The sequence below is a fragment of the Salmonella sp. A1325 genome (genome assembly GCF_056991255.1).
In genome coordinates this window covers 42929-58591 of sequence record NZ_JAMLWO010000011.1, presented here as the reverse complement: position 1 = coordinate 58591, position 15663 = coordinate 42929, and the positions used below count along the sequence as shown (strand labels likewise).

Sequence of the window (15663 nt, the reverse complement as noted above, 5' to 3'; positions counted from 1 at the left end):
AAAACATTTGTTCAGTCCCGTCAGTCAACATTGAGGGAGCGGAGGCAACATGCAAATCAGTCACAATACTGCATCCCCTCTGATTTGTGTGCAGAACATTTATAAAAGTTATTCCGGCGTCGAAGTACTAAAGGGAATTGACTTTACTCTGCATGCGGGAGAGGTGCACGCATTGCTTGGCGGCAATGGTGCGGGTAAATCAACATTAATGAAGATTATTGCCGGTATAGTCCCGCCAGATGGAGGGACTATCGATATTGCTGGTGTGCGTTGCAGTCATTTAACGCCTCTGAAGGCGCACCAGTATGGCATTTACCTGGTTCCCCAGGAGCCTCTGTTATTTCCGAGTTTATCTGTGCGGGAAAATATCTTGTTTGGCTTGCAGGGACGTCAGGCCTCCACGGAAAAAATGCAGCAGCTATTAAAGGCGATGGGATGCCAACTCGATCCGGCGAGCGCTGCGGGTACGCTTGATGTTGCAGACCGCCAGATCGTTGAAATTATGCGCGGCTTGATGCGCGACTCGCGAATCTTAATTCTTGATGAGCCCACGGCGTCGTTAACGCCAGCCGAAACTGACCGGTTATTTACGCGTTTGCAAGAGTTGCTGAAAAAGGGTGTCGGAATTGTATTTATTTCTCATAAGCTACCAGAAATTAGACAGTTAGCTCACTGCGTTAGCGTGATGCGTGACGGTAAAATCGCATTATTCGGAAAAACGCATGACCTTTCTACCGACGAGATTATTCAAGCTATCACCCCGGCAACGCAGGGCGTCAGTCTTTCCGCGAATCAAAAGTTGTGGCTGGAATTGCCTGGCAGCCGCCCGCAGAACGAACGCGGCGCGACGGTATTAGCGCTGGAGTCGCTGACGGGCGAAGGTTTTATGAATATCAACCTTGAGGTGCGGGCAGGCGAAATACTTGGTCTGGCCGGGTTGGTCGGCGCGGGACGCACAGAACTGGCTGAAACGCTGTACGGTATTAGACCGGTCAATGCGGGGCGGATGCTGTTCAATGGTGAAGAAATTAACGCCCTGACAACCCAACAGCGGTTGCAGCTCGGCCTGGTCTATTTGCCGGAAGATCGGCAGTCATCCGGGCTGTATCTTGACGCTTCCCTGGCATGGAATGTCTGTTCGCTGACCCACAACCAAAAAGGATTTTGGATAAAGCCCCAGCGGGATAACGCCACTCTTGAACGTTACCACCGCGCGTTAAATATCAAACTCAATAATGCCGAACAGGCGGCGCGTACTTTATCCGGCGGTAACCAGCAAAAAGTATTGATTGCCAAATGCCTGGAAGCCTCTCCGCAATTACTGATTGTCGATGAACCGACCCGCGGTGTCGATGTCTCCGCCCGCAGCGATATTTATCAGCTGTTGCGCAGTATCGCGCAACAAAATGTCGCAGTGCTGTTTATTTCCTCCGATCTGGAAGAGATAGAGCAGATGGCCGATCGCGTATATGTCATGCACCAGGGGGAACTGGGGGGGCCTGCGTTATGCGGCGAGGAAATTAACGTTGATACCATCATGCACGTTGCGTTTGGCGAACATGGTGCGTCGGAGGCAACATGTTGAAATTCATCCAAAATAACCGGGAAGCAACGGCGCTGCTGGCAATAGTCTGTTTATTCGTGTTTCCTGGCGCGCTGGATAGCCAGTATTTGAGCGTGCAAACGCTGACAATGGTTTTCAGTAGCGCGCAAATTTTGATGCTGTTGGCGATTGGCGCGACGATGGTAATGCTCACCCGCAATATTGATGTATCGGTGGGCTCGACGACAGGCATGTGCGCGGTATTGCTGGGAGTGATGTTAAACGCCGGCTATAGCCTGCCGGTCGCCTGCCTGGCCACACTAATATTAGGAATTGTCGCCGGATTTTTTAATGGCGTACTGGTTGCCTGGTTGAAGATACCCGCCATTGTCGCCACGCTGGGAACGCTGGGCTTGTATCGTGGGATCATGCTGCTATGGACAGGGGGGAAATGGATTGAAGGATTACCCGCAGGCTTAAAGCAACTCTCTGCTCCGGTGTTTCTGGGAATTTCCGCAATCGGCTGGTTTACCCTGGTGTTAGCGCTGCTTATGGCCTGGCTCCTGGCGAAAACCGCCTTTGGCCGCAATTTTTACGCCACCGGCGATAACCTGCAGGGCGCCCGGCAATTGGGTGTCCGTACTGAGATGGTACGCATCATGGCATTTTCACTTAATGGCGGTATGGCGGCATTGGCTGGAATCGTGTTTGCCTCGCAGATTGGCTTCATTCCCAATCAAACCGGCACGGGGCTGGAAATGAAAGCCATCGCGGCCTGCGTATTGGGGGGAATTAGCCTGTTAGGCGGGTCAGGCACGGTCATCGGCGCTATTCTCGGCGCTTATTTTCTTACGCAAATCGATAGTGTGTTAGTGCTGCTGCGTATTCCCGCCTGGTGGAACGATTTTATTGCCGGCCTGGTATTGTTGGGCGTACTGGTATTCGATGGGCGGCTGCGTTGCGCATTACAACGCAATCTGCGCCGCCAGAAATATGCCCGTTTTATATCACCACCCACTCCACTACAGGCGGAAGCAAAAACGCACGCACAACAGAATAAAAACAAAGAGGTGGCATGATGAATCCATGGCGACGCTATAGCTGGGAAATTGCGCTGGCAGCCTTATTGATCTTTGAAATTCTGGCTTTCGGTCTGATTAATCCACGTTTATTAGATATTAATGTCTTACTTTTTAGCACTAGCGATTTTATTTGTATCGGTATTGTCGCTTTGCCGCTAACAATGGTTATTGTCAGCGGTGGCATGGATATTTCATTTGGTTCTACAATCGGGCTATGCGCGATTACCCTGGGTGTGCTGTTTCAGCTCGGTATGCCGCTACCTTTAGCGATTATTATTACCCTACTACTCGGCGCAATATGTGGGCTGATAAATGCCGGACTTATTATTTATACCGGCGTAAACCCGTTGGTGATTACCCTGGGAACCATGTATTTATTTGGTGGTAGCGCATTATTGTTATCTGGTATGGCTGGCGCCACGGGTTATGAAGGTATTGGTGGATTTCCCACAGCGTTCACTGACTTTGCCAATATTTCATTTCTTGGTATTCCCATGCCGCTTATTTTTTTTCTTGTGTGCTGTCTGTTTTTCTGGCTGCTCATGCATCGCACGCATATGGGACGCAACGTTTTTCTGATTGGCCAGAGCGCCCGTGTCGCGCAGTACAGCGCGATCCCGGTGAATCGCACGTTGTATACAGTGTATGCCATGACCGGATGCGCCTCCGCGATCGCCGCCGTATTACTGGTTTCTTACTTTGGCTCCGCACGTTCGGATCTGGGCGCCTCTTTCCTGATGCCGGCCATTACGGCGGTTGTGCTGGGAGGCGCCAATATTTATGGCGGCTCCGGGTCGATTATGGGGTCCGCGTTGGCGGCGCTGCTGGTGGGATTTTTACAGCAGGGGCTACAGATGGCCGGAGTGCCGAATCAAATTTCCAGCGCATTGTCCGGTGCGCTTCTCATTGTTGTTGTCGTTGGTCGTTCCGTCAGTTTGCATCGTCACCAAATCCTTGAATGGTACTCACGCCGTCGCAATGCGCATCAGGCATGATTTCCTTTTGAAATTTATGGAGAAAAAAATGGCAAGACACAGCATTAAAATGATCGCCTTACTCACTGCGTTTGGTCTGGCATCTGCGGCAATGACCGTGCAGGCGGCAGAGCGGATTGCTTTTATTCCCAAACTGGTTGGCGTGGGCTTTTTTACCAGCGGCGGCAATGGCGCGCAGGAAGCGGGAAAAGCGCTGGGCATTGACGTAACTTACGATGGCCCTACAGAGCCCAGCGTCTCAGGCCAGGTTCAACTGGTGAATAACTTTGTCAATCAGGGGTATGACGCCATTATCGTTTCTGCCGTTTCGCCTGATGGCCTGTGCCCGGCGTTGAAGCGGGCAATGCAAAGAGGCGTGAAAATATTAACCTGGGATTCCGATACCAAGCCGGAGTGCCGTTCTTACTATATCAATCAAGGGACGCCAAAACAGCTCGGCAGCATGCTGGTAGAGATGGCCGCTCATCAGGTGGACAAAGAGAAAGCGAAAGTCGCTTTCTTCTATTCCAGCCCAACGGTGACCGACCAGAACCAGTGGGTGAAAGAAGCTAAAGCCAAAATTAGCCAGGAACATCCGGGGTGGGAGATAGTCACTACCCAGTTTGGCTATAACGATGCCACGAAATCGCTCCAGACGGCGGAAGGTATCATCAAAGCGTATCCCGATCTGGATGCCATCATCGCGCCTGACGCTAACGCTTTACCTGCTGCGGCACAGGCGGCGGAGAACCTTAAACGTAATAATCTCGCGATTGTTGGTTTTAGTACGCCGAATGTAATGCGCCCTTATGTTCAGCGCGGCACTGTTAAAGAGTTTGGCCTGTGGGATGTCGTCCAACAGGGAAAAATTTCCGTATATGTCGCCAACGCGTTGCTGAAAAATATGCCAATGAATGTCGGTGACTCACTGGATATTCCCGGCATCGGCAAAGTCACCGTTTCACCTAATAGTGAGCAGGGATATCACTATGAGGCAAAAGGTAACGGCATTGTGTTATTGCCGGAGCGTGTCATTTTCAACAAAGACAATATCGACAAATATGATTTCTGATAACTGTTATGTATCGACGGAGTAAAGAATGGCTGATTTAGATGATATTAAAGATGGCAAAGATTTTCACACCGATAAACCACAAACTAACACTTTGTTCGCATTAAAAGGCTGTGGCGCGCTGGATTGGGGAATGCAGTCCAGACTGGCGAGGATTTTTAATCCCAAGACCAGAAAAACGGTCATGCTGGCCTTTGACCATGGATATTTCCAGGGGCCGACAACCGGACTTGAGCGTATTGATATCAATATTGCGCCGCTCTTTGAATATGCTGATGTCTTAATGTGTACTCGCGGCATATTACGCAGTGTGGTACCTCCGGCAATTAATAAACCAGTCGTTTTACGCGCGTCCGGGGCGAATTCTATTCTCACTGAATTAAGCAATGAGGCGGTTGCGGTGGCGATGGATGACGCTGTGCGGTTGAATAGCTGTGCTGCTGCCGCACAGGTTTATATTGGTAGTGAGCATGAACATCAGTCGATTAAAAATATTATTCAACTGATTGATGCCGGGTTACGCGTCGGGATGCCAATAATGGCAGTGACCGGGGTGGGTAAAGATATGGCTCGCGACCAGCGTTATTTTTCACTGGCAACGCGTATCGCTGCGGAAATGGGGGCGCAAATTATCAAAACGTATTATGTCGATAAAGGTTTTGAGCGTATTGCGGCAGGTTGTCCGGTGCCGATTGTCATCGCCGGCGGTAAAAAACTGCCTGAACGTGAAGCATTGGAAATGTGCTATCAGGCGATTGACCAGGGGGCTTCTGGCGTAGATATGGGGCGTAATATATTCCAGTCAGAAGATCCGGTAGCCATGATTAAAGCGGTACATGCTGTCGTTCATCATAACGAAACAGCAGAGCGTGCTTATGAGCTGTTTTTGAGTGAGAAAGGTTAAATGAGATCGCTTCCCCATCTTTTACCGATGCGAGGAGATGGGGATGACTGTTATTTTATTTGGAATAATCAGGGGGTTAATGATGCACGTTACGCTGGTTGAAATTAACGTTCATGATGACAAGGTTGAACAATTTATCGATGTTTTTCGGCAGAATCATCTGGGCTCAATTAAAGAGCCGGGTAACTTGCGTTTTGATGTTCTGCAGGATCCGCAGGTGCCTACGCGATTTTATATTTATGAAGCCTACGTTGATGAACAGGCCGTCGCTTTTCACAAGACAACGCCACACTACAAAACTTGCGTGGAGCAGCTTGAACCGTTGATGACCGGCCCGCGGACAAAAAAAGTTTTTATGGGTTTGATGCCTTAAGGAGCGCTCATGAACAGCCAGTTTGCCGGATTAACGCGCGAAGCATGTGTGACATTGTTAGCGTCATATCCGCTTAGTGTGGGTATTCTGGCAGGGCAGTGGATTGCGTTGCATCGCTATCTGCAACAGTTGGAAGCGCTAAACCAGCCGCTGTTGCATTTGGATTTGATGGATGGTCAATTTTGCCCGCAGTTTACCGTTGGGCCATGGGCAGTTGGGCAACTGCCGCAAACCTTTATCAAAGATGTTCATTTGATGGTAGCGGATCAATGGACGGCGGCGCAAGCCTGCGTGAAGGCGGGCGCACACTGCATCACGCTTCAGGCTGAAGGCGATATTCATCTGCATCATACGTTAAGTTGGCTTGGTCAGCAGACCGTGCCCGTTATCGGCGGTGAAATGCCGGTGATCCGGGGGATTAGTTTATGCCCGGCAACGCCTCTGGATGTCATTATCCCCATTCTGAGCGACGTTGAGGTTATTCAACTACTGGCAGTAAACCCTGGATACGGCAGTAAAATGCGCTCCAGTGATTTGCATGAGCGCGTGGCACAGCTTCTCTGTCTACTTGGTGATAAACGCGAAGGTAAAATTATCGTTATTGATGGGTCGTTAACGCAGGATCAGTTGCCTTCGCTGATTGCACAGGGCATCGATCGTGTTGTTTCTGGTAGTGCGTTATTTCGTGATGATCGGCTGGTTGAGAATACGCGGAGCTGGAGGGCGATGTTTAAGGTTGCCGGGGATACTACTTTCTTACCCTCCACAGCATAAATGCCGGATGGCGGCTTTACCTTATCAGGCCTACATAAGCACTCGGCTGGTAGGCCTGATAAGCGCAGCGCCATCAGACATTGATTGGCAATTAAGCCTGTTTAGCAGCTTCTGCTGCTTTCACGATCACGGCGAAGGCGTCAGCTTTCAGAGAAGCGCCGCCTACCAGCGCGCCGTCGATGTCCGGCTGCGCGAACAGTTCGGCTGCGTTGGAGGCATTAACAGAACCGCCGTACTGGATAATAACCTGTTCAGCGATTTTCGCGTCAGCTTTAGCAATGTGGTCACGGATGAATTTGTGCACTGCCTGAGCCTGCGCAGGCGTTGCAGATTTACCGGTACCGATCGCCCATACGGGTTCGTAAGCGATAACCGCGCCTTCAAAGGCTGCCGCGCCCTGCGTTTTCAGTACCGCGTCGATCTGGCGTGCGCATACTTCTTCTGTTTTGCCCGCTTCGTTTTCCGCTTCGGTTTCACCGATGCACAGTACCGGCGTCAGACCTTGTTCTTTCAGTACGGCGAATTTTTTGGCGATCAGCTCGTCAGATTCTTTGTGATAAGTACGACGCTCGGAGTGGCCGATAATAATGTACTGCGCGCCGATATCTTTCAGCATTTCAGCCGAAGTTTCACCGGTGAATGCGCCAGACAGGTTCAGATCAACGTTCTGCGCGCCCAGCATGATGTGGCTGCCGGCAGCAGCGCGTTTCGCCAGATCGATATACATTTCCGGCGGAGCGATTGCCACGTCGCAGCCTGCTACGCCCGCCAGTTCTTTACGCAGGTTAGCCACCAGTTCGTTTACCATGTGGCGGCTGCCGTTCAGTTTCCAGTTACCCATCACTAAAGGATGTCGCATTTCATTTCTCCACGCTTAGTCAGCGAATTAAGGAAGATGGCCGCTCGTCAGAGCAGCATGGTCTGTGAAACAGTATAGAGATTCATCCCCGGAAAGGCTTTGCTTTTTGTCATCAATTCGCCCCTTCCAGATTTTCAGATAACGCCAGCTTAATCGGTTCAACCGCGAAGGTCAGCCCCTTTTCGCCGTTATCTGCGACAACATAACGTACCGCGCCTTCGGTCTCGGCGTAATAGTGTTTACCTTTACCGGCGATAAGCATCTTTTGCAGTTTTTTCTGGCTTTGCTCTTTTGTCAGTAACGGGGCGACAGTGCGAATAATGGCGGCCATATATTCCAGCGCTTTCGCTTTCGCCGCTTTCTGTTCCGGCCCCTGAATGGGCAGCCAGGTAATCTGCATACTTTTCACTTTGAGCGTACCGCGCTCCAACGCCGTGGAGGCATACAGATTTTCGTTAATCTTACTGGCGGCGCGGGTCAGATTCGCCTTATCGCGGCTATTCTCAATGGCGCGAAATTCATTGAGCGGCAGATCGGGATTCTGACGGTTAAAGTTCTCACGAAACTGGCTAATAGAAAGATCAAAGGTTGGCGAGCCCGCCAGCAAATAGGGCGCTGTCGTGGTCGATGAAGAGAGCTGCGCGTGCGCCGTTATGCTGGCGGTGAGAGCAGAAAACAACAGTAAAAACAGAGTACATCCTGGCTTCATCAATCTTACCTTTCGTTAGGACTGCTCACGATTAAAACGATAACTGTCGGGCTTGTCAAAAGGGTAAACTGTAGCGGAAGGCAAAATATAAGGAACTTACATGACCATACAGCAATGGTTATTCTCATTTAAAGGGCGTATCGGACGCCGTGATTTCTGGATTTGGATCGGCCTCTGGTTTGCCGGGATGCTGGCGCTATTTTCGCTGGCGGGGAAAAATCTGCTTGATATCCAAACGGCGGCATTTTGCCTGGTGTGCCTGCTGTGGCCGACCGCCGCCGTCATGGTCAAACGTCTGCATGACCGGGGGCGATCCGGCGCGTGGGCGTTGCTGATGATTCTGGCGTGGATGCTGCTGGCCGGAAACTGGGTGATGCTGCCGGGGATGTGGCAGTGGGTCGTCGGGCGATTTATTCCGACGCTGATCCTGGTGATGATGCTTATCGATCTGGGCGCGTTTGTCGGTGTTCAGGGGGAAAATAAGTTTGGGAAAGCGACACAGGACGTGAAGTTTAAAGCAGAATCGTAAACGGGCGGTAAACCGTAATTTGCCCGGTGGTGCTGACGCTTACCGGGCCCACAGATTGGTGATGATTTGCAGGAGGCCGGATAAGCCCCAGCCGCCATTCGGTAAAACATCACCAGTAATGTTCAGCCGTCATCTGCCCCGGTCGGCGGCGCAGATGTTTAGTCATCTGTCGGGTCTCTTTCAGCAGTTGCTGCGTATCGCGCACCATCTGCGGGTTACCGCACAGCATGACGTGGCTGGTCTCTTTATCCATCGGCAACCCAACGGCTTTTTCCAGCTCGCCGTTTTCAATGAGCGCTGGCACGCGTCCGGTAAGCGAGCCTGGCACGCTCTCCCGGCTGACCACCGTTTGGATGCGCAGCTTGCCTTCATAACGCTGTTGCAGTTCCAGCATTAGCGGCAGATAGCTTAAATCGGCGGCGAAGCGTGCGGCGTGGACCAAGACCAGATTTTTAAAGCGCGCGACATCCTGGCCATATTGCAGAATAGACAAATACGGGCCAATAGCGGTTCCGGTTGCCAGCATCCATAGCGTCTCGCAGTCAGGCACTTCATCCAGTACAAAGAAACCCGACGCGTCGCTGACCACTTGCACCTCATCGCCAGGTTTTAGCGCTGCCAGCCGCGGGCTGAGCTTTCCTTGCGGCACCGTCACCAGATAAAACTCTAAATTCGGATTGTCAGGCGCATTCACATAGGAATACGCGCGCTGAACGCGCTCGCCATCGATCTCCAGTCCGAGTTTGGTAAATTGGCCTGCAGTAAAAGGATTAATGGGGGCGTGCACGGTCAGGCTGAACAGTGCGTCAGTCCAGTTTTGCACCTTAGTGACTTTACCTGTTACCCAATCGGCCATGGTTTTCTCCTGTTCTGAATCGCTAACCTTATCTTCGTTCGTCAGGAGAAAGATTTCCAGCCCCGCGAGGCTGGAAGGCTCTAACTAACAAATGCGCTAGAGGATATGCGCCTGCACATCCGGATCTTTACGATCAAGATAGTGGATCGACTGAATGCGGCGGATGGTGCGTGATTTGCCGCGGATCAGCAGTGTTTCCGTCGTGGCAATATGGCCTTTTCGGCTAATTCCTTCCAGCAGATCGCCTTTCGTGATGCCGGTCGCGGAGAAAATAACGTTATCGCTACGCGCCATATCGCCCAGGCATAACGCCTTGCCCGCTTCAATGCCCATTGCTTTGCAGCGCGCCAGTTCCTGTTCGCCAATGCGGCGGTTTTCTTCGCTGTCGCCTTTCACGTCATGGCGCGCCAGCAGACGCCCCTGCATATCGCCGTCCAGCGCGCGGATCACCGCTGCGGATACCACGCCTTCTGGTGCGCCGCCAATCCCGTACAGCACGTCGACTTCGCTATCCGGCATACAGGTCAGAATTGAGGCCGCGACGTCGCCGTCAGGAATGGCAAACACGCGTACGCCCAGTTTAGCCATCTCTGCGATAACCTCGTCATGACGCGGTTTTGCCAGAATGGTCACGGTCAGATCGCCAAGCGGTTTACCCAGCGCATCCGCGATGTTGCGCAGGTTATCCGCCAGCGGCAGGTTGAGATCAATTGCCCCTTTGGCGCCCGGACCGACAATCAGTTTTTCCATATACATATCGGGCGCATTCAGGAAACAGCCTTTATCGCCGACCGCCAGCACCGCCAGCGCGTTCGCCTGACCCATCGCCGTCATGCGCGTGCCCTCAATCGGATCGACGGCGATATCTACCGCATCGCCGTGGCCAGTACCGACTTTCTCGCCGATATAGAGCATCGGGGCCTCGTCGATTTCGCCTTCGCCAATCACGATGGTGCCGTCAATGTTGACCTGGTTGAGCATGATACGCATGGCGTTGACCGCCGCGCCGTCCGCGGTATTTTTATCGCCGCGTCCCAGCCATTTGTAGCCAGCCAGCGCTGCCGCTTCGGTCACACGGGAAAATTCGATGGCAAGTTCTCGTCTCATAAAAAACTCGTAGCAAAAAGGAGTGGCGCGCAGTGTAGCACAGGGGAAGGAGGGAATAATTGATGTGTGTGCGGAGTTGCCCCCGCACAAAGATTTTGCCGGATGGCGACCTTACTTGTCGTGCTCTTCCCACGCCATTGCGCGTTTAACCGCTTTCTTCCAGCCGCTGTAACGGTAGTTACGCTCGGTGGTTTCAATGCCGGGGCGGAATTCTCGTTCAATGACGGCTTTTTCCTGCAGCTCGTCCAGGTTCTGCCAGTAACCGACGGCCAGACCAGCCAGATAGGCGGCGCCCAGCGCGGTCACTTCGCGCACTTCCGGGCGTTCCACCCGCGTGCCGAGAATATCTGACTGGAACTGCATCAGGAAGTTGTTGGCCACTGCGCCGCCGTCCACACGCAGAGCGTGCAGGCGGATACCGGAGTCGGCCTGCATCGCTTCCAGTACGTCGCGGGTCTGGTAAGCGATGGATTCGAGCGTCGCGCGGATAATGTGATTAGAGTTCACGCCGCGGGTCAGGCCAAAAATGGCACCGCGGGCATACGGATCCCAGTACGGCGCGCCCAGACCGGTGAAGGCCGGAACCACGTAGACACCGTTGGTATCTTTCACTTTCGTGGCGAAATATTCGGAGTCGAACGCGTCGCTGATGAGCTTCATTTCATCACGCAGCCATTGAATAGACGCTCCCGCCATAAACACCGCGCCTTCCAGCGCATAGTTGACTTCGCCGCTTGGGCCGCAGGCGATGGTGGTCAGCAGGCCGTTTTCCGATTTTACCGCTTTCTCGCCGGTGTTCATCAGCATAAAGCAGCCGGTGCCGTAGGTATTCTTTGCCATTCCTTCCTTTACGCACAGTTGGCCGAATAGCGCGGCCTGCTGATCCCCGGCAATCCCGGCGATAGGAATACGTGTACCGCCTTTACCGCCAATATTGGTCTGGCCGTAGACTTCGGAGGACTTACGTACCTGGGGCAGCATCGCGCGTGGGATATCCAGCACGTCCAGCATCTTATCGTCCCAGTCCAAATCATGGATGTTGAACAGCATGGTTCGTGAGGCGTTGGTGTAATCCGTAACGTGGACGCGGCCCTGCGTCATCTTCCAGATAAGCCAGGTATCCACCGTACCGAACAGCAGCTCGCCACGCTTCGCGCGTTCGCGCGAACCTTCCACATGGTCAAGGATCCATTTCACTTTAGTGCCAGAGAAGTACGGATCGACGACCAGACCGGTATTGTCGCGGATGTAATCTTCCAGGCCGTCGCGTTTAAGCTGTTCGCAAATATCGGCGGTACGACGGCACTGCCAGACAATAGCGTTGTATATCGGTTTGCCGGTTTCACGTTCCCAGACGATCGCGGTTTCACGTTGGTTGGTGATACCGATAGCGGCAATCTGATCGGAACTGATATCGGCCTTAGCCAGCACTTCTACCAGCGTTGAGCTTTGGGACGCCCAAATTTCCATCGGGTCGTGTTCTACCCAGCCTGGCTTAGGATAAATTTGCTCAAATTCACGCTGTGATACGCTGACGATATTCGCGTCATGATCCATAACGACCGCGCGGGAGCTGGTGGTACCCTGGTCGAGCGCAACGATATATTTTTTTTCAGTCATAATTTTGTCCCGTAATCAGATTACAGCGAAGCATTTTGTTGTGTGGTCGCGGTGGAGTCCTTCTCTTCCACGACGCAGGTATCGCACGGCAAATGACGGCCAATAAATTTGCGATAAGCAAACGCGCCCAGAATGGCGCCGACGATGGGGCCAAACAGCGGCACCAGGAAGTAAGGAATGTCTCTACCGCCGGTAAACGCAATTTCACCCCAGCCGGCAAGCCCGGCAAACATTTTGGGGCCAAAGTCACGCGCCGGATTCATCGCAAACCCGGTCAACGGCCCCATAGAGGCACCGATAACGGCGATCAGTAAACCAATGAGCAGTGGCGCAAGCGGACCGCGAGGTACGCCGTTGCCGTCGTCGGTCAGCGCCAGAATCAGCCCCATCAGAATAGCGGTAATCACCATTTCAACCGCGAAGGCCTGCACAAAATTGATATGAGGATTCGGGTAAGTTGAGAAAATGCCTGCGAGATCGAGACTTTCAACGCTGCCACGGACGATATGGTGGGTTTGTTCGAAGTCCACAAAAAGATTGTAATAAAGCCCGTAAACTAACGCCGCTGCGCAAAAGGCGCCGGCAACTTGAGAAATAATAAAAGGAACAACTTTACGTTTGTCGAAACAGGCAAATAGCCAGAGTGCGATGGTCACTGCCGGGTTCAGGTGTGCGCCAGAAACACCTGCCGTCAGGTAGATAGCCATCGCTACCCCCAGACCCCAGATGACGCTGATTTCCCACTGTCCAAAAGTAGCTCCGGCAACTTTAAGCGCAGCGACACAACCCACACCGAAAAAAATCAACAACCCGGTACCGAGGAATTCAGCAATGCACTGGCCTTTTAAGGTTGATGTTTGACTCATAATCGGATCCTGAAGAGTATGTAATGATTATTGGTATGCGAGGAGGTCATGGACATCCACGATGCCCTGTAGGCACACTGTTAATTTATCGTTAACGAGCAAAAACGAGAAATATCGAAATCAAAATGTGTGTACTGCGTCAATAAAATGAGCGTTATCGCGCCATGATGCGCATTTTGAGACAGCAGAAGAGAGTGAATTGAATCATTTCATTAACCAATATGTTAACATTTTTAAGTTATTGAATGAATGTTACCAGGAGATGGATGAAAATTGCTGCAAACCGCGATCTACGCGGTATGTCGCTGGACAGCGAGAGCGGGGCTTCATACAATCGACACTATATATTGTGCGCGTTTACGTGAAGCGTCGCCTTGCAATTCAGGAGAGGTAAGATCATGTCTTTAGAAGTGTTTGAGAAACTGGAAGCAAAAGTACAGCAGGCGATTGACACCATCACCCTGTTACAGATGGAAATTGAAGAGCTGAAAGAAAAGAACAACAGCCTGACGCAGGAAGTGCAGTCTGCACAGCATCAGCGTGAAGAACTCGAGCGTGAAAATAATTCTCTGAAGGAACAGCAGAGCGGCTGGCAGGAACGTTTGCAGGCGCTGCTTGGTCGTATGGAAGAAGTCTAATCCTCGTCATATTTCACGTTATGGCGGCGTTGGCTGCGTGCGTTCACCCCAGTCACATAGTGGCCTATGCTCCTGGGGATTCACTTACTTGCCGCCTTGCCCTGACGCGAAATCTATAGAGGATTTAGAATGCGGATACCGGTGGGCCGGATAAGGCGTAAGCTGCTATCCGGCAATCAGCGACAACGCATAAAAAAGGCGCCTTACGGCGCCTTTTTTGATCACTCGATATCAAGCGGGTCTTCGGAAAGGATAATCCCGGTGTTGTCGGCATAGAGATGATCGCCGGAGAAGAACGTCACGCCGCCGAAATTGACGCGCACATCGCTTTCCCCAATGCCTTCACCTGCGGCGCCAACCGGAATGGCGGCGATCGCCTGAATGCCGATATCCAGCTCTTCCAGATCGTCCACCTGACGCACCGCGCCATAGATAACCAGCCCTTCCCATTCATTTTGCGTGGCCAGACGCGCCAGCTCCGCATCGACTAATGCACGGCGGACAGAACCGCCGCCATCGACCAGCAGAACCCGACCACGGCCATTTTGTTCGAGCAGATCGTACAGCAACCCGTTGTCCTCGAAACATTTTACCGTGATGATTTGTCCGCCAAACGACGACCGCCCTCCAAAATTAGAGAACAGCGGTTCCACGACGTTGACATCTTCCTGATAGATGTCACAAAGCTCGGAAGTATCGTATTTCATAGGCTTAACGTTCAGTTGCTGCGAGAATTTTTAGTATATCGCGCTAAGTATACTGTTGGCAAAATCATCAATTGTTAATTGATATTTGTCAGTTAAACGGCCCACTGACTTAAGAGTATCCCAATCACAAATAACAGGTTGGTTAACAACGCGCCTTTAACGGTACGTTCAAGCATCGGGCGCATTGCCGCAGGCTCCCTTTCGCGCATTACGTAGCGCGCTTGTTTAATGAGCAAGGGCGCGGCCAGAATAAACAACCATCCCCACGGACTGTGTAGCGAGAGCAGATTAAACAGCGCCAGACAGAGCAGCGCGCCTAGCAACAGGCAGGCGTGATAACGACGCGCGTTGACATCGCCCAGTCGTACTACAAGGGTGTTTTTGCCGTTCTCTCTGTCGCTATTAATATCGCGCAGGTTATTAATATTCAGCACCGCCGTCGCCAGTAAACCGCAGGCGGTGGCCGGGAGAATCAGCGCCGGAATCAGCGTATGCGCCTGGAGATACCAGCTCCCCATGACACTTAGCCAGCCAAAGAATACCAGAACAGAGATATCACCCAGCCCGATATAGCCGTAGGGCCGATTACCCACGGTGTAGGTGATGGCGGCGATAATCGACAGTCCGCCCAAAATCAGGAAGCCGACAAAATCGGTTAACGTATGGCACGCGACCGCCACCAGCGCCAGTCCGGAGATACAGATCAGCACGACGGTAATGATTAACGCCCGCTTCATCTCCTGCCGGGTGATGACGCCTTTTTGCATCCCCCGCAGCGGCCCGATGCGATCCGGTTTATCGCTGCCTTTGACAGCGTCGCCATAATCGTTGGCGAGGTTGGATAAAATTTGCAGCAGCCCGGCGGTGATAAGGGCCAGCAGCGCGACCAGAGGATCGAAATAGCCTTGCCACCATGCCAGGGCCGTACCGACGATAATCGCCGCGAAGGCGAGGGGTAAGGTTTTGGGTCGTAAGCTTTCCAGCCAGGCCTGGGTGCGGCTAATTTGTTGTTGTTCAGTCATATTTAGCGCCAATAAAAATGGGGCTTTT

At 52.3% G+C, this 15663-nt stretch carries 17 protein-coding genes; 9 read left to right on the top strand and 8 right to left on the bottom strand.

Annotated elements, in window-relative coordinates:
• Nucleotides 1–49 precede the first annotated feature (49 nt).
• From lsrA to NAZ64_RS18590, 7 genes are all read left to right on the top strand, one after another.
• Nucleotides 50–1585 (top strand): autoinducer 2 ABC transporter ATP-binding protein LsrA, encoded by a 1536-nt coding sequence (gene lsrA / locus NAZ64_RS18620; RefSeq protein ID WP_001167248.1) that lies wholly within the window; start codon nt 50–52, stop codon nt 1583–1585.
• The gene (lsrC, locus tag NAZ64_RS18615) at nt 1579–2622 is read left to right on the top strand and encodes an autoinducer 2 ABC transporter permease LsrC (protein ID WP_000911133.1); all 1044 of its coding nucleotides are present in this window, start codon (nt 1579–1581) and stop codon (nt 2620–2622) included. The genes lsrA and lsrC overlap by 7 nt, the downstream gene beginning before the upstream one ends.
• Nucleotides 2619–3620 (top strand): autoinducer 2 ABC transporter permease LsrD, encoded by a 1002-nt coding sequence (gene lsrD, locus NAZ64_RS18610; RefSeq protein ID WP_000981826.1) that lies wholly within the window; start codon nt 2619–2621, stop codon nt 3618–3620. Before lsrC ends, lsrD begins: the two co-directional genes overlap by 4 nt.
• A gap of 28 nt (nt 3621–3648) precedes the next feature.
• Nucleotides 3649–4671 (top strand): autoinducer 2 ABC transporter substrate-binding protein LsrB, encoded by a 1023-nt coding sequence (gene lsrB / locus NAZ64_RS18605; protein WP_000090737.1) that lies wholly within the window; start codon nt 3649–3651, stop codon nt 4669–4671.
• A gap of 28 nt (nt 4672–4699) precedes the next feature.
• A complete protein-coding gene (gene lsrF, locus NAZ64_RS18600; RefSeq protein WP_000774146.1) occupies nt 4700–5575 on the top strand; it encodes a 3-hydroxy-5-phosphonooxypentane-2,4-dione thiolase LsrF in 876 nt (291 codons plus the stop codon).
• 82 nt (nt 5576–5657) lie between these two features.
• Nucleotides 5658–5948 carry a (4S)-4-hydroxy-5-phosphonooxypentane-2,3-dione isomerase gene (lsrG, locus tag NAZ64_RS18595; RefSeq protein WP_001543603.1) on the top strand — a complete coding sequence of 97 codons (291 nt, stop codon included), beginning with the start codon at nt 5658–5660 and terminating at the stop codon, nt 5946–5948.
• Between the two features lie 9 nt (nt 5949–5957).
• Nucleotides 5958–6722: a beta/alpha barrel domain-containing protein gene (locus tag NAZ64_RS18590; RefSeq protein WP_131046843.1), complete on the top strand. Its 765-nt coding sequence runs from the start codon at nt 5958–5960 to the stop codon at nt 6720–6722.
• A gap of 91 nt (nt 6723–6813) precedes the next feature.
• On the opposite strand, the gene tpiA is transcribed toward NAZ64_RS18590, so the two are convergent.
• Complete coding sequence (tpiA, locus tag NAZ64_RS18585) at nt 6814–7581, bottom strand: triose-phosphate isomerase (RefSeq protein ID WP_001216335.1); 768 nt, start codon at nt 7579–7581, stop codon at nt 6814–6816.
• Between the two features lie 112 nt (nt 7582–7693).
• Nucleotides 7694–8290 (bottom strand): YiiQ family protein, encoded by a 597-nt coding sequence (locus NAZ64_RS18580; RefSeq protein ID WP_000802241.1) that lies wholly within the window; start codon nt 8288–8290, stop codon nt 7694–7696.
• A gap of 100 nt (nt 8291–8390) precedes the next feature.
• Here NAZ64_RS18580 and NAZ64_RS18575 point away from each other — a divergent pair, with 100 nt between their 5' ends.
• The gene (locus NAZ64_RS18575) at nt 8391–8819 is read left to right on the top strand and encodes a DUF805 domain-containing protein (RefSeq protein ID WP_000155238.1); all 429 of its coding nucleotides are present in this window, start codon (nt 8391–8393) and stop codon (nt 8817–8819) included.
• Between the two features lie 109 nt (nt 8820–8928).
• Here NAZ64_RS18575 and fpr read toward each other — a convergent pair whose 3' ends face one another.
• The 4 genes from fpr to NAZ64_RS18555 all read right to left on the bottom strand — a co-directional run bounded on the left by fpr (nt 8929) and on the right by NAZ64_RS18555 (nt 13268).
• Nucleotides 8929–9675 (bottom strand): ferredoxin--NADP(+) reductase, encoded by a 747-nt coding sequence (gene fpr, locus NAZ64_RS18570; RefSeq protein ID WP_000796304.1) that lies wholly within the window; start codon nt 9673–9675, stop codon nt 8929–8931.
• 96 nt (nt 9676–9771) lie between these two features.
• Nucleotides 9772–10782 carry a class II fructose-bisphosphatase gene (gene glpX / locus NAZ64_RS18565; protein ID WP_001250624.1) on the bottom strand — a complete coding sequence of 337 codons (1011 nt, stop codon included), beginning with the start codon at nt 10780–10782 and terminating at the stop codon, nt 9772–9774.
• A gap of 111 nt (nt 10783–10893) precedes the next feature.
• Complete coding sequence (glpK, locus tag NAZ64_RS18560) at nt 10894–12402, bottom strand: glycerol kinase GlpK (protein WP_000136809.1); 1509 nt, start codon at nt 12400–12402, stop codon at nt 10894–10896.
• A 20-nt stretch (nt 12403–12422) separates the two neighbouring features.
• Entirely contained in the window at nt 12423–13268 is an 846-nt protein-coding gene (locus NAZ64_RS18555) for an MIP/aquaporin family protein (RefSeq protein WP_000084285.1), read from the bottom strand.
• A gap of 398 nt (nt 13269–13666) precedes the next feature.
• Between NAZ64_RS18555 and zapB the strand changes: the two genes are divergently transcribed.
• Entirely contained in the window at nt 13667–13906 is a 240-nt protein-coding gene (zapB, locus tag NAZ64_RS18550) for a septal ring assembly protein ZapB (protein WP_000051370.1), read from the top strand.
• A 221-nt stretch (nt 13907–14127) separates the two neighbouring features.
• Here the strand turns inward: zapB and rraA are convergent, their stop codons facing one another.
• Nucleotides 14128–14613, bottom strand: a complete 486-nt coding sequence (gene rraA / locus NAZ64_RS18545) for a ribonuclease E activity regulator RraA (protein WP_000872918.1) — start codon at nt 14611–14613, stop codon at nt 14128–14130.
• 92 nt (nt 14614–14705) lie between these two features.
• Nucleotides 14706–15635 carry a 1,4-dihydroxy-2-naphthoate polyprenyltransferase gene (gene menA / locus NAZ64_RS18540; RefSeq protein WP_000139639.1) on the bottom strand — a complete coding sequence of 310 codons (930 nt, stop codon included), beginning with the start codon at nt 15633–15635 and terminating at the stop codon, nt 14706–14708.
• Between the last annotated feature and the right edge of the window lie 28 nt (nt 15636–15663).

Excerpts from the sequence above, each read along its gene's own strand:
- lsrA (WP_001167248.1), top strand. The coding sequence starts at position 50 with ATGCAAATCAGTCACAATACTGCATCCCCTCTGATTTGTGTGCAGAAC.
- lsrC (WP_000911133.1), top strand. The coding sequence starts at position 1,579 with ATGTTGAAATTCATCCAAAATAACCGGGAAGCAACGGCGCTGCTGGCA.
- lsrD (WP_000981826.1), top strand. The coding sequence starts at position 2,619 with ATGATGAATCCATGGCGACGCTATAGCTGGGAAATTGCGCTGGCAGCC.
- lsrB (WP_000090737.1), top strand. The coding sequence starts at position 3,649 with ATGGCAAGACACAGCATTAAAATGATCGCCTTACTCACTGCGTTTGGT.
- lsrF (WP_000774146.1), top strand. The coding sequence starts at position 4,700 with ATGGCTGATTTAGATGATATTAAAGATGGCAAAGATTTTCACACCGAT.
- lsrG (WP_001543603.1), top strand. The coding sequence starts at position 5,658 with ATGCACGTTACGCTGGTTGAAATTAACGTTCATGATGACAAGGTTGAA.
- NAZ64_RS18590 (WP_131046843.1), top strand. The coding sequence starts at position 5,958 with ATGAACAGCCAGTTTGCCGGATTAACGCGCGAAGCATGTGTGACATTG.
- tpiA (WP_001216335.1), bottom strand. The coding sequence starts at position 7,581 with ATGCGACATCCTTTAGTGATGGGTAACTGGAAACTGAACGGCAGCCGC.
- NAZ64_RS18580 (WP_000802241.1), bottom strand. The coding sequence starts at position 8,290 with ATGAAGCCAGGATGTACTCTGTTTTTACTGTTGTTTTCTGCTCTCACC.
- NAZ64_RS18575 (WP_000155238.1), top strand. The coding sequence starts at position 8,391 with ATGACCATACAGCAATGGTTATTCTCATTTAAAGGGCGTATCGGACGC.
- fpr (WP_000796304.1), bottom strand. The coding sequence starts at position 9,675 with ATGGCCGATTGGGTAACAGGTAAAGTCACTAAGGTGCAAAACTGGACT.
- glpX (WP_001250624.1), bottom strand. The coding sequence starts at position 10,782 with ATGAGACGAGAACTTGCCATCGAATTTTCCCGTGTGACCGAAGCGGCA.
- glpK (WP_000136809.1), bottom strand. The coding sequence starts at position 12,402 with ATGACTGAAAAAAAATATATCGTTGCGCTCGACCAGGGTACCACCAGC.
- NAZ64_RS18555 (WP_000084285.1), bottom strand. The coding sequence starts at position 13,268 with ATGAGTCAAACATCAACCTTAAAAGGCCAGTGCATTGCTGAATTCCTC.
- zapB (WP_000051370.1), top strand. The coding sequence starts at position 13,667 with ATGTCTTTAGAAGTGTTTGAGAAACTGGAAGCAAAAGTACAGCAGGCG.
- rraA (WP_000872918.1), bottom strand. The coding sequence starts at position 14,613 with ATGAAATACGATACTTCCGAGCTTTGTGACATCTATCAGGAAGATGTC.
- menA (WP_000139639.1), bottom strand. The coding sequence starts at position 15,635 with ATGACTGAACAACAACAAATTAGCCGCACCCAGGCCTGGCTGGAAAGC.